Raw genomic sequence first — 12,804 nt, 5'->3', positions numbered from 1 at the left:
CCTCCTACTCTAATTTTTCCAGCGCTTCAATCGTCTTAAAAAACTCTTCGTCCTGAAGCTGATTTCTTGCGGCAATTTCCCGCAATTTTTTTATTAGCTTTTGCCGCTCTTGAAATTTTTGAAAGAGCAGCAATTTTTCTTCGTATTCCTCAAGCATCGCTTCGGTACGCTTTATATTATCATATACTGCTTGACGGCTTACTTCATACTCTTCAGCAATTTCACCGAGGGAGTAGTCATCAAGATAATACAACGACATATAGCTTCGCTGCTTCGGCGTTAACAATGACTGATAAAAGTCATAAAGATAATTCATTCTCGTCGTTTTTTCAAGCATTGCACTCCCTCCCTGTTGTTAAGTGAAATTCCTTTACAAAGACTTAGTCTACCTTTTTTCTTATTTTCTGTCAAGTTTTTTTCTTTACATAAAAAAGGGCTGAGCAAACTAAGTGTCAGACCACAAAACATCATTATAGAACATCACCTATGTGAAATGCACGTGAGGTCAGACACTGATGGACCAGCCCCTCTTTTCATCTATTCTTCCGTTTTTTCTTTTTCTATTTCTAGTAAATCAGCAAATAATCCATATACATATTGCTCTGGATCAAATTCTTGTAAATCATCGACCTTTTCACCAAGACCAACAAATTTCACAGGAATGTTCAGTTCATTGCGAATCGCAAGAACAATTCCGCCTTTCGCTGTTCCATCAAGCTTCGTTAGCACGATGCCTGTTACATTCGTTGCTTCTTTGAAAGTTTTCGCTTGACTCATGGCGTTTTGTCCTGTCGTTGCATCTAAAACAAGCAGCACTTCATGCGGCGCACCGGGAATTTCACGTTCAATGACGCGCTTCACCTTTTCTAGTTCTTTCATTAAATTCACTTTATTTTGCAAACGGCCGGCCGTATCACACAATAAAACATCGACATTGCGCGCTTTTGCTGCTTGAATGGCATCATACATCACCGCTGCCGGGTCAGACCCAGCCGATTGTTTAATAACTTCTACACCAACGCGCTCGCCCCACACTTCAAGTTGTTCAATCGCTCCCGCACGGAACGTATCTCCGGCAGCAAGCAGCACGCTTTTTCCTTCCGATTTCAACTTATGCGCTAATTTGCCGATGGTCGTTGTTTTTCCAACACCGTTTACGCCGACAAATAAAATGACCGTTAGACCGTTTTCCTGCATGTTAAGAACGGTAGGCTCGTTGTCATCACCGCGATAAATCTCAACTAACTTCTCGGAAATCACTTCTTGCATTTCTTTTGTATCTTGAATGTTGCGCCGCTTCACTTCCATTTTCAGCTCATCAATCAGCTCCATGACTGTCGTGACGCCAACATCAGCCGCGATTAAAATTTCTTCCAATTCCTCAAAAAATTCTTCATCCACTTTCCGGTAACGGGCGATTAAATCGTTTACTCTTTCAGCGAAAGAGCTGCGCGTTTTTGCCAACCCTTGTTTAAACTTTTCAGTGACAGAATCCGCCTGTTGTGTAATTTTTTCTTTCAGTTTCTTAAAAAAGTTCATGCAAACAGCCGTCCTTTCTTTACGATTTTACGAGTTGCTTCGACTCTTCCAAACGTACCGACACAAGTTTAGAAACGCCGGATTCTTGCATGGTTACTCCATATAGAACATCCGCTTCTTCCATCGTCCCTTTCCGATGAGTAATGACGATAAACTGCGTTTGTTCGCTAAACTGTTTTAAATATTGCGCATAACGATATACATTCGCTTCATCCAAAGCCGCTTCCACTTCATCAAGGACGCAAAACGGCACCGGTCTTACTTTCAAAATCGAAAATAAAAGCGCAATCGCCGTCAGTGCACGTTCCCCGCCGGAAAGCAGACTTAAGTTTTGCAGCTTTTTTCCAGGCGGCTGGGCTACAATGTCGATTCCCGTATTCAACAAATCATCCGGGTCCGTTAATCGCAGGTCAGCGCGTCCGCCGCCGAATAGTTGTTTAAACACTTCTTCAAAATGAACGCGAATTTGCTTAAATGTTGTAAGAAAGCGCTTTTTCATTTCCTGATCCATTTCATCAATAACTTGATAAAGTGTTTCTTTTGCCTGTTGCAAATCGCTTTTTTGTTCCATTAAAAACTGATAACGCTCGGAAACGCGTTCATATTCATCAATCGCGCCTAAATTCACCGTGCCGAGCTCTTCAATAGCCAGCTTAATCAATTTGACTTTTTTGCGCGCCTCAGACACATCAAGCTCAAGCGGATATTTTTCTTTCGCCGCTTCGAACGTCAGCATATATTCTTCATGCAGGCGGGCAAGCAGGTTTTCCAGCTCCACATCTAAACGATTTAACTTTACTTCTTCGTCTTTAACAATATCGATTAATTGTTTATATTGCCGCTTCCGTTCTTTTATTTCCCGCTCAAAATTCTCCAATTTCTCTTGATATTCGAGACGCTGTTCGCGGCGGCTGGCAATTAACTTAATGGTTTCATTTTTATCTTGCAGTTTTTTCTTGCGCAGCTCTTCAATTTGTGCCTCTCCGGAATGGTTTGCTTCCATCTCTGCCATAAGGGCTGTTAAATCTTCTTTTGTTTCTTTTAGTTGTTTTTCTGTATCCATCCATTCCTGACGGAGACGTTCTTGATTGTCCTCATAGTTTTTCAATAATTGCTGCTTTTCCGCAAGGGATATTTTCATTTCCGTAATGGTTCCTTGCAGCGTTTCTTTTGAATTTTGCTCATCATTTTTCTTTAATGTTAATGCTTGAATTTGCTGGTCAATACCGGTTAATTCAATGCTAAGCGTACCCAATTGTTCTTCTAATTGAGCAAGCTTTTTCAAAAGTTCATCTTTTTCCTTCTCATCGTTTTCTTTTTCATGATCATAAATCGCTAAACGTTCATTCACATTTTTCTCTTGCAATTCGACCTCTCTTAATTCACCTTTCAGTTCTTGCAGTCTAAAGCGCAGCTGTTCGGCTGTTTTCCGAATTTGAGCGATTTCTTGTTCTTCGTGTTGAGCCGCTTTCTTTTGTTCTTGCACGTGCTGTTCTAATTGGCTTGTTTTTGTTTCCATATCGCGCAATTTTTCGGTAATCTCTTCTAATTCGCGGCTTCGGCTAAGCAGCGAACTTGTTTTTTTCGCTACTCCTCCTCCTGTCATCGCACCGCCTGGATTGACGACATCACCGTCAAGAGTAACGAAACGATAACGGTACTGTACGAACCGCGCCAGTTCATTGGCACCTTTTAAATCTTTTGTAATAATGACATTTCCTAAAAGGTTGGACATAATCGCGCCATATTTCGCTTCATACGAAATAAGCTCATTAGCAATACCGACAAAGGAAGGGTGATTTTTCAGCATTTCGATTTGCTGGGCTGGAATGGCTTTCGGCTGAATCACGGTCATCGGTAAAAAAGTCGCCCGGCCATATGCATGTCTTTTTAAGTATTGAATCGCTGCCCGGGCTGCTTCTTCATTCGTTACGACAATATGCTGCATCGCACCTCCAAGCGCGATTTCAATGGCTGTTTCATACTCGCCTGGCACTTGAATTAATTCTACTACTGCTCCTTGAATACCTGATAACTGCCCGCGCGCTTTTAAAATTTCTTTTACCCCTTGGAAAAATCCCGTATAATCGTGCTGCATTTCTTCAAGCATTTCTTTGCGCGACTTTGTCTGCTGCAAATATTGATACGCCTGATATAGAGCGGCTTCTTTCTTTTCAATCCCCTCTTTCATTTCGCTTAAACGAACGAGCCGCTCATTTAACAATGTCTCATACTTTTGCAGCAGCTGTTCCGTTTCCTTTATTTCTCCTTGCAGTTTTAAATGCTGCTCTTGAATCACTTGACGTTCATCAATGTATTTTTTATTTGCCTCAGCTAAGGCTGCTTGCTTCGCCTCAAGCTTATTTAAAAGCGTTTGAATGTGTAAACGCTCATTTTTTAACGAAGCTTGCTCATGGACAAGTTCAATATAATCGCTTTTTAACTGTTCAATTTTTTCGTCAATATTCATATCGTACGAAGAAAGTTCAGCAAGTTTTTCTTTTAGCTCGGCTTGAATAAAGCGAATCTCTTTCTTCAATTCTTGAAGACGGGTTTCTTCGTGTTCGCTCAATTTCATAAGCCGTTCTTTTTTTTCCATCAGCGCGGAAATCGTTTGCTCAAGCTGCTTTTTATTTTGCGTCGCATTCTTTTTTCGTTCTTTTAATACCTCTTTGCGACCTTCGAGTTTTTCTAATTCCTCACTTGCAAGCAACAATACTTGCTGCAAACTATCAATCGATTCATCAAGTGCCGCTACTTGATCGCGGATCTGTTCAATTTGTGCTTCTTCTTTCTGCAAAGCGACCGATAGTTCCATTTCTTCATTTTTGTGCTTTGTCAGCCGTTCATTCAATTGTTCCCACTGCCTGTGCAGCTCTTCAATTTCATAAACGGTGAGAGCAACTTCATACTTTTCTAATTCCTCACGTTTTTCCAGGTAATCTTTGGCGATAGAGGCTTGGACTTTTAACGGCTCTATTTGACTTTCAAGTTCATGCAAAATATCGTTTACGCGGTGTAAATTTTCTTGCGTTTCGACCAGTTTATTTTCCGCTTTTCGTTTGCGAATTTTATATTTCAGCACCCCTGCCGCCTCTTCAAAAATCGTGCGGCGCTCTTCTGGTTTACTGCTTAAAATTTCCTCGACGCGCCCTTGACCGATAATCGAAAACGCTTCTTTTCCCATGCCTGAATCCATCAATAAATCAACAATATCTTTCAGTCGGCATGGCTGTTTATTAATAAAAAACTCGCTTTCTCCCGAGCGATATACACGTCGCGTTATACTTACCTCTTCATATTCAAGCGGTAAAAATTGATCTGCGTTATCAAGGGTGATTGTCACTTCCGCCACATTTAACGCCTTTCGTGAATCGCTTCCCGCAAAAATAATATCTTCCATTTTCGACCCGCGCAGTGACTTGACTGATTGCTCTCCTAACACCCAGCGAATCGCGTCTGTAATATTGCTCTTCCCGCTTCCGTTAGGGCCGACAACAGCTGTCACGCCAGGAACGAATTCAATCGATACTCGATCGGCAAATGATTTAAATCCAATAATATCTAACCGCTTAAGGAACATAAACATTCCACCTTGCTAGCATTCATATCAAATCTCAAATATTTTAACATAATTTTTTCTATTTGCGATAGGGGTGGAGGAAACCATCGCCAAATATTGCGATGCCAGCTTCAAGAAAAATGAAGCTTACTCATAGCAAGCTTCATTCTTTTTTATTTCTTTTCTGATGCTTTTAATTTTTCCAGCGCCATCTGTGCCGCTTGTTGCTCGGCTTCTTTTTTTGATCTGCCGACTCCGATGCCCAGTTCTTCCCCGTTCAATGAAACTCTTGATACAAACTCTTTATTATGCGCAGGTCCTTTTTCCTGCAAAATCGTATATTCAATCACACCGATACCATCTCGCTGAACAAGCTCCTGTAGCTGACTTTTATAATCCATCACATGAGAAAAAGCACCTTCGTTAATTTTAGGAAAGATCGTTTTTTCTAAAAATTGAACGACCGCTTCCATTCCTTGATCGAGATAAAGCGCACCAATAAACGCCTCAAACACATCTGCCAAAAGCGCCGGTCTCTCTCGTCCGCCTGTCAGCTCTTCCCCTCTTCCAAGCAAAACAAGTTCTCCAAAGGAAAGGGCATTGGCAAATTTCACAAGGGAAGGCTCACAGACGATGGATGCTCTCAGTTTTGTTAATTCACCTTCACTCATGTTTGGGAATTTTTTAAAAAGATATTGCGAAATAGTCAGCTCTAAAACAGCATCACCCAAAAATTCTAATCTTTCGTTATCGTCGTGCGGTCGTTTGCGATGCTCATTCACATACGATGAATGTGTAAAAGCTTGAATAAGGAGCTTTTCATTGGTAAAAAAAATCCCGATTTTTTCTTGCAATTGCTTAAATTTCGCCCATTTTTTCCCATTCATTCGTTGCTCTTTATCTTTCTGTCTTGACATAGGTACCTCCAACTTTACTCACTAAAAATTTACTCGGCACCAATTATTGTTCCATTGGCCTTTTTAAACAACACATTTTTCGCGCCAAAGTTTAAACAACTAATTAAACCAAATAAAAAGCATAGAAAGCCCCGCTTATAAAACGGGACTTTTCACTTCATTACATATGGCTTTTTATGTAGTTAACAGCATCTCCTACTGTAACGATTTTTTCTGCTTCTTCATCAGAAATTTCCATATCGAACTCATCTTCCAATTCCATTACGAGCTCAACAACGTCTAAAGAATCTGCACCTAAGTCATCTTTGAAAGATGCTTCAAGCGTTACTTGTGATTCTTCAACACCTAAACGGTCAACAATGATTTTCGTTACACGCTCTAAAACGTCTGACATGAGATTCACCTCCCCTCAAGACATTATAGTAGATTTTATATAAAAATACTAGAAACACTCGAAAAATTCAATGTGCTTATTACATAACCATGCCGCCATCTACATGAAGTGTCTGGCCGGTCATATAATCTGCCGCTTCAGAAGCAAGGAAAACAACTACTCCAGCAATATCTTTCGGTTCTCCGAAACGAGCCAGCGGAATTTGTTTTAACATTTCCTCACGGACTTCTTCGCTTAGTTTGTCGGTCATATCTGTTGTGATAAACCCCGGAGCAATCGCATTAACGGTAATATTTCGGCTCGCCAATTCTTTTGCCGTTGTTTTTGTTAAACCAATCACTCCCGCTTTAGCGGCAACATAGTTCGCTTGGCCCGGGTTTCCGCTTATGCCGACAATGGAGGCAATATTAATAATGCGGCCATAGCGCTGTTTCATCATCGGACGCGTCACCGCTTTTGTACAATTAAACACACCTTTTAAATTGATGTTGATGACTTCATCCCATTCTTCTTCTTTCATGCGCATAATTAAATTATCACGGGTTACACCGGCGTTATTGACTAAAATGTCAATTCGTCCGAAGCGATCGAGCACTTCCTTTACCATATTCTCTACGGCTTCTGCTTTGGACACATCAGCTTGAATCGCGAATGCTTCGCCACCCATTTCTAAAATTTCAGCGACTACTTCGTTGGCTTTCGCTTCACTTCCTGCATAGTTGACAGCAACTTTTGCCCCATGGCGGGCAAGCTCTAAAGCAATGGCACGCCCAATTCCTCGGGACGCTCCTGTAACAAGTGCAATTTTTCCTTGTAACATGTTTATTCCCCTTTCAATGCCGCAATGGCTGCTTCTAACGATGCCAAATCATTGACTGCATACACTTGAACATTGCGGCTAATTTTTTTCACAAGTCCAGATAACACTTTGCCAGGACCGACCTCAACAAATGTATCAACACCAAGTTCAATCATTTTATTTACCGACTGCTCCCAACGAACTGGTGAATAGAGCTGCTCAATGAGCTTGTGTTTAATGTCTTCTTTTTCTGTCATTGGCTCTGCTGTTACGTTTGCAATGATTGGAATGCTCGCATCAGTAATTTCAACTTCGTCTAATACTTCTTTTAACTTGTCTGCAGCCGGCTTCATTAAAGAAGAGTGAAATGGACCGCTTACTTCAAGAGGAATAACACGCTTTGCTCCCTTCTCCTTGGCTAACTGGGAAGCACGGTCAACGCCTTCGCGAGAGCCAGAAATAACGATTTGTCCCGGACAATTTAAGTTTGCTAACTGGACAGGAGCACCCTCAGCAGAGATTTGCTCTGTAATTTCTTGCAGCAATCTCGCTTCCATTCCAAGAACAGCCGCCATTGTTCCTTTTCCGGCAGGCACCGCTTCTTCCATAAATTCTCCCCGCTTGCGCACTGCGTAAACAGCATCTGTAAACGAAATCGCTTCCGCGGCAACAAGTGCCGTATATTCACCTAAACTGTGTCCTGCAACGTAATCCGGCACAATTCCTGCTTCCTTTATTTTTTCCAACAAAGCAATGCTAGTTGTAAGAAGAGCAGGCTGAGCGTTGACTGTTAATGTTAATGTATCTTGAGGTCCTTCAAAAATAATGGAAGATAGCGAAAAACCGAGGCGATCATCTGCGGCTTGGAAGACGGCTGCCGCTTTTTGATCTTGTTCTGCTAATTCTTTTCCCATACCAACTGTTTGTGAACCTTGACCAGGAAAAATAAATGCTATTTTTCCCATACAATCACTCCCTTATGAATGAGTCAAAAAGCTTTCAGCCTCGAGCGCTTGTTTGATCGTTCCGGCGACATCTTTTATAACCATTTCGCGCGCTTGACGCACCGCATGGAAAATCGCATTGGCATCAGAAGAACCGTGGGCTTTCACAACCGGTGCTTTTAAGCCGAACAACGCAGCTCCACCGTATTCGGAATAGTCCATTTTTTTCTTTAGCTCAAGCAGGCGCGGTTTTAAAACAGCTGCAGCAAGTTTGCTCACAAAATCGCTCGTCAAAGCGGACTTTAACATCGAAAACATCGAAATCGCTGTTCCTTCAATCGTTTTTAAAGCGACATTCCCCGTAAAACCATCGGTTACGACAACATCTGCTACTCCATTAAGCAAGTCGCGTGCTTCCACATTTCCGATAAAATGTAAGCCAGATTCTTTTATAAGCTGAAATGCCCGCTTCGTTAAATCATTGCCTTTTTTGTCTTCTGTGCCGACATTTAATAATCCAATTCGCGGCTTATGAATTCCCCGGACTTTTTCGGAATATACAGAGCCCATTAGCGCGTATTGCAATAAATGTTCAGGACGGGCATCAACATTTGCCCCAACATCTAAAAGAAGAAAGCCTTCTCCTTCAATGGTTGGTAAAGTAGGCGCTAACGCCGGACGATCAATCCCTTCAATTCGTCCGACAATAAATAGTCCTGCGGCCATTAACGCCCCGGTATTTCCCGCTGAAATACAGGCCGCAGCACGTCCTTCGCTTACTTCTTTGGCCATTAGCACCATCGATGAATTTTTTTTCCGTCTTACCGCTCGTACCGGTTCATCTGTCGCTTCGATTACTTCGTCAGTATGTATAATCGAAATTCGTTCATCTGTTGTTAAAAATGGACGAATTTGCGTTTCATCGCCGATTAATGTGATTTCGACATCTTTAAATTGCTCGACCGCTTTCATCGCTCCAAGCACAATTTCCTTTGGAGCATGATCTCCACCCATTGCATCAATTGCTATTCTCATCTTCTACTCCATCCTTTTTTGCCATGTTTGACCGATACATTTCAAATTCTCCGGAAAAAACAAGTTCTTGACCAACATAGCTGTTTACTTCAACAATCGTTCTGCCGTTCTCGTTCGTTCCCTTTACTTTTGCTTTCGCAACGACCCGTTCGTTTTCTTTCACTTGTCTTGTAAAACGAATCGTCGCTTTGGTTGTTAATGCGAGTTCGTCATTTATAACGGCTACCGCGAGCGAGTTCGCTTGGGCAAACAAATGATGCCCGCGGGCGATTTTATTTCTCTTAAATACATGCTCTTTCTTTACATCAAAAATGGAAATCGCACTATGATCCAGTTCAATATCAATAATCTCACCAATCACTTCTTCGATTGGCAATGATTTCACTTTATCAGCAAACGATCTTTCCGCTACGTTTTTAATTCTTTCCCGAAGCTCAGGAATCGATAGCTCTAATCGGTCTAAACGAATCGTTTGGATGCTGACGGAAAATTTTTCTGCTAATTCTTCATCTGTAATGAATGGATTTTCCTCAATCGTTTCTCGTAAAAGTCTTTGCCGTTCACGTTTGTTTCTTCGCATCGTTTAAACACCGTCCGATTTTATGACTAGGTCTTAATAGTAGTATATAATTAAGAGGAACAGATTGCAAGATAGAAAAACAAAGTTTTGCAATCTGTTTTTAGTCAAGCTTTTCTCCGCTAAGAATACCTGATTGTTCTAAAGATTGTCTCAACAGCTTGTACGATTCATCGCTCCAAAAAACGTTCGATTGAATGAGTTTTGCGGCATCATTCCGGGCTGCTTCCAGGATGCGGTAATCATGAACCATATCCCCGAGTTTAAACTCCGGCAGACCGCTTTGCTTTGTGCCGAAAAAGTCCCCGGGGCCGCGCAGCTCAAGATCCTTTTCCGACAACACAAATCCATCGTTTGTCTCCGTCATAATGCGCATTCTTTCTTTTCCTGTTTCTGATTTTGGATCAGCAAGCAAAATACAATACGATTGTTCGCTGCCCCGTCCGACTCGGCCTCTTAATTGGTGAAGCTGGGCTAATCCAAATCGTTCGGCATCATAAATAAGCATGACCGTTGCATTCGGCACGTTAACACCTACTTCAACAACAGTGGTTGATACTAATATTTGCACTTCGTTATTACTAAATGCTTTCATTACCTGCTCTTTTTCCTCCGAAGAAAGCCGGCCATGCATAAGCCCGATTCGGTATTTTCCACGATAATAATGAGTCAGCATACTATGCACATCAATCGCATTTTGCACATCCAATTTTTCCGATTCTTCAATAAGCGGACAAATGACATATGCTTGTCTTCCTTTGCGAATTTCTTTCTCAATAAACGCCAGCACTCGTTCCAGCATATCATGTTTAACCCAATATGTTTCAACTTTTTTTCTCCCTGCCGGCATTTCATCAATAATGGAGACATCCATCTCTCCAAACGCAGTAATCGCCAGCGTTCGTGGAATCGGAGTTGCCGTCATAAACAACACATCAGGGGATTGCCCTTTTTCTCTAAGGATACGTCGCTGTTCTACTCCGAAACGATGCTGTTCATCAGTAATAACTAAACCGAGTTTGTGAAAGTTGACTTCTTCTTGAATGAGGGCATGGGTGCCAATAATAATATCGATTTCTCCTGATGCTAGTTTTTCCAATACCTCTTTTCTTCTCTTTCCTTTCACAGAGCTTGTCAACAATTGTACTGACACATTCATCGGCTCGAGCAGCCGCCTTATCGATTCGGCATGTTGTTCCGCCAAAATTTCTGTCGGTACCATTAATGCGCCTTGATAGCCGGATAAGACTGTCGCGTATAAAGCAATACAGGCAACAACCGTCTTTCCGGACCCTACATCTCCCTGCAACAGCCGATTCATACGATATGGTGATTTCATGTCTTCAAGAATTTCGGCAACAACACGTTTTTGTGCCCCCGTAAGCGGAAATGGCAATTGTTCGATAAACAGTTGAAGTTGCTCATCAGAAAACGTATGAGCAATCCCTGCTGAATGTTCGCGGTGAAATTTGCGCAATGCCTGTATTTTTAATTGAAAAAATAAAAATTCTTCATATACAAGCCGTCGTCTTGCTTGTTTTAAATCTTCATGTGTTCGTGGAAAATGAATCGCTCGAAGCGCTTCCGCTTTCGAAAGCAGACGATATTTTTGCCGTATAGCCGGTGGAAGCGGATCAACGATTGTATGACCAAATTGTTGAAGCGCAAGCGCAATAAAGCGGCGCATCCCTTTCACCGTTACTGATCCACGCGTTGAGTAGACAGGTTCGATTTCCTGTTTCTCAGTAAACGAACCTTTTTTTAACTCTTGAACCGTAATCGCTTGACGATGTTGATCCCACTTTCCTGTTATCGTAACCGTTTCGTTAATCGATAGTTGATTTTTTAAATAAGGACGATTAAAACAAATCGCGGTAATCAAGTAACGACCAACAAGAAGACGAAACGTCAAACGTGATTTTTTCCGGCTATAATAGGTAAGAGAAGGCTCGCTATGCACCTTCCCTTCTACGGTCACTTTTTCATCATGCTTTACTTCGGCTAAATCCCGCAGCCTATAATCTTCATAGCGAAAAGGAAAGTGATGGAGAAGATCTTCAATCGTTTCTATTCCCATTTCGTTCAGAGCTTCTTCGGTTTCTTTACCGATTCCTTTGATCTCACTGACAGGTTGTGCTAATACATTACTCACGCTCATTCAATGGAACGCCAAAAATTTTCGCTTCTAAAGCGCGACCCGTTGGCGTTGCTGCTAAACCTCCTTGTGCAGTTTCTTTTAATGCAAGCGGCATCGACTGACCGATACGGAACATCGCATCAATCACTTCATCACAAGGAATGCGGCTTTTTACACCTGCAAGCGCCATATCCGCAGCAATCATCGCATTCGCTGCTCCCATCGCATTTCGTTTCACACATGGCACTTCGACTAATCCTGCGACAGGATCACATACTAGTCCTAACATGTTTTTTAAGGTAATCGCCATCGCCTCTGCCGCCTGGCTTGGGGTGCCGCCTGCCATTTCAACGAGAGCTGCCGCTGCCATTCCGGCTGCAGAACCTACCTCAGCCTGACATCCGCCTGCAGCTCCGGAAATAGAGGCATTGTTGGCAATCACAAACCCGAACGCACCAGCTGTAAACAAAAATTCAACCATTTGCTCACGCGTCGGCTTTAATTTTTCTTTTATAGCAAACAATGTACCAGGTACAACCCCGGCTGATCCAGCTGTCGGCGTTGCACAAATCGTTCCCATTGCCGCATTCACTTCATTTGTCGCAACCGCTTTGCTTACCGCATCAAGAATCGTTTCTCCGGATAAGAAGTTGCCTTTTTGAATGTAAGCTTGCAGCAGAACAGCATCTCCGCCCGTTAAACCTGAATGCGAGGAAACACCAGCCAGCCCTTTTTCAACAGCCTGCTCCATTACCTGCAAATTCCGTTCCATTTGCGCAAAGATTTCCTCTCTGCTCCGGCCCGTTACTTCCATCTCTTGCCGAATCATCACTTCGGCAATTTTCATTTGTTGACTTTCTGCTAACTCGACTAATTCTGCGACATTGCGAAACACCTTGC

The 12,804-nt window shown here is 42.3% G+C and carries 11 protein-coding genes; all 11 read right to left on the bottom strand.

Annotated features, from left to right (window positions below; genetic code table 11):
• Positions 1 to 4: 4 nt before the first annotated feature.
• A complete protein-coding gene (locus tag B0I26_RS01450; RefSeq protein WP_111643694.1) occupies positions 5 to 337 on the bottom strand; it encodes a putative DNA-binding protein in 333 nt (110 codons plus the stop codon).
• A 200-nt stretch (positions 338 to 537) separates the two neighbouring features.
• A complete protein-coding gene (gene ftsY, locus B0I26_RS01445) occupies positions 538 to 1,539 on the bottom strand; it encodes a signal recognition particle-docking protein FtsY (RefSeq protein ID WP_111643693.1) in 1,002 nt (333 codons plus the stop codon).
• A 19-nt stretch (positions 1,540 to 1,558) separates the two neighbouring features.
• On the bottom strand, positions 1,559 to 5,122 hold the full coding sequence (gene smc, locus B0I26_RS01440; protein WP_111643692.1) for a chromosome segregation protein SMC: 3,564 nt from the start codon (positions 5,120 to 5,122) through the stop codon (positions 1,559 to 1,561).
• A gap of 152 nt (positions 5,123 to 5,274) precedes the next feature.
• On the bottom strand, positions 5,275 to 6,018 hold the full coding sequence (gene rnc, locus B0I26_RS01435) for a ribonuclease III (RefSeq protein ID WP_111643691.1): 744 nt from the start codon (positions 6,016 to 6,018) through the stop codon (positions 5,275 to 5,277).
• Positions 6,019 to 6,178: 160 nt separating this feature from the next.
• Positions 6,179 to 6,412, bottom strand: a complete 234-nt coding sequence (locus B0I26_RS01430) for an acyl carrier protein (protein WP_111643690.1) — start codon at positions 6,410 to 6,412, stop codon at positions 6,179 to 6,181.
• 79 nt (positions 6,413 to 6,491) lie between these two features.
• Positions 6,492 to 7,232, bottom strand: a complete 741-nt coding sequence (fabG, locus tag B0I26_RS01425) for a 3-oxoacyl-[acyl-carrier-protein] reductase (RefSeq protein WP_111643689.1) — start codon at positions 7,230 to 7,232, stop codon at positions 6,492 to 6,494.
• Between the two features lie 2 nt (positions 7,233 to 7,234).
• Positions 7,235 to 8,176, bottom strand: coding sequence for an ACP S-malonyltransferase (gene fabD, locus B0I26_RS01420; protein ID WP_111643688.1), 942 nt, complete (start codon positions 8,174 to 8,176; stop codon positions 7,235 to 7,237).
• Between the two features lie 12 nt (positions 8,177 to 8,188).
• Positions 8,189 to 9,190: a phosphate acyltransferase PlsX gene (gene plsX / locus B0I26_RS01415; protein ID WP_111643687.1), complete on the bottom strand. Its 1,002-nt coding sequence runs from the start codon at positions 9,188 to 9,190 to the stop codon at positions 8,189 to 8,191.
• Positions 9,174 to 9,770 carry a transcription factor FapR gene (fapR, locus tag B0I26_RS01410; protein ID WP_111643686.1) on the bottom strand — a complete coding sequence of 199 codons (597 nt, stop codon included), beginning with the start codon at positions 9,768 to 9,770 and terminating at the stop codon, positions 9,174 to 9,176. Before fapR ends, plsX begins: the two co-directional genes overlap by 17 nt.
• A gap of 100 nt (positions 9,771 to 9,870) precedes the next feature.
• Complete coding sequence (recG, locus tag B0I26_RS01405) at positions 9,871 to 11,919, bottom strand: ATP-dependent DNA helicase RecG (RefSeq protein ID WP_111643892.1); 2,049 nt, start codon at positions 11,917 to 11,919, stop codon at positions 9,871 to 9,873.
• Positions 11,912 to 12,799, bottom strand: coding sequence for an L-serine ammonia-lyase, iron-sulfur-dependent, subunit alpha (sdaAA, locus tag B0I26_RS01400; protein WP_111643685.1), 888 nt, complete (start codon positions 12,797 to 12,799; stop codon positions 11,912 to 11,914). Before sdaAA ends, recG begins: the two co-directional genes overlap by 8 nt.
• Positions 12,800 to 12,804 lie beyond the last annotated feature (5 nt).

The organism is Paranoxybacillus vitaminiphilus (assembly GCF_003259935.1).
Taxonomy (GTDB): Bacteria; Bacillota; Bacilli; order Bacillales; family Anoxybacillaceae; genus Paranoxybacillus; species Paranoxybacillus vitaminiphilus.
The sequence above is the reverse complement of the archived record's forward strand: the minus strand, read 5'-3'. Positions and strand labels throughout refer to the sequence as shown.

Bases quoted from the DNA above. Each gene is read 5' to 3' on its own strand.
- B0I26_RS01450 (WP_111643694.1), bottom strand. From the start codon at position 337: ATGCTTGAAAAAACGACGAGAATGAATTATCTTTATGACTTTTATCAG.
- ftsY (WP_111643693.1), bottom strand. From the start codon at position 1,539: ATGAACTTTTTTAAGAAACTGAAAGAAAAAATTACACAACAGGCGGAT.
- smc (WP_111643692.1), bottom strand. From the start codon at position 5,122: ATGTTCCTTAAGCGGTTAGATATTATTGGATTTAAATCATTTGCCGAT.
- rnc (WP_111643691.1), bottom strand. From the start codon at position 6,018: ATGTCAAGACAGAAAGATAAAGAGCAACGAATGAATGGGAAAAAATGG.
- B0I26_RS01430 (WP_111643690.1), bottom strand. From the start codon at position 6,412: ATGTCAGACGTTTTAGAGCGTGTAACGAAAATCATTGTTGACCGTTTA.
- fabG (WP_111643689.1), bottom strand. From the start codon at position 7,232: ATGTTACAAGGAAAAATTGCACTTGTTACAGGAGCGTCCCGAGGAATT.
- fabD (WP_111643688.1), bottom strand. From the start codon at position 8,176: ATGGGAAAAATAGCATTTATTTTTCCTGGTCAAGGTTCACAAACAGTT.
- plsX (WP_111643687.1), bottom strand. From the start codon at position 9,190: ATGAGAATAGCAATTGATGCAATGGGTGGAGATCATGCTCCAAAGGAA.
- fapR (WP_111643686.1), bottom strand. From the start codon at position 9,770: ATGCGAAGAAACAAACGTGAACGGCAAAGACTTTTACGAGAAACGATT.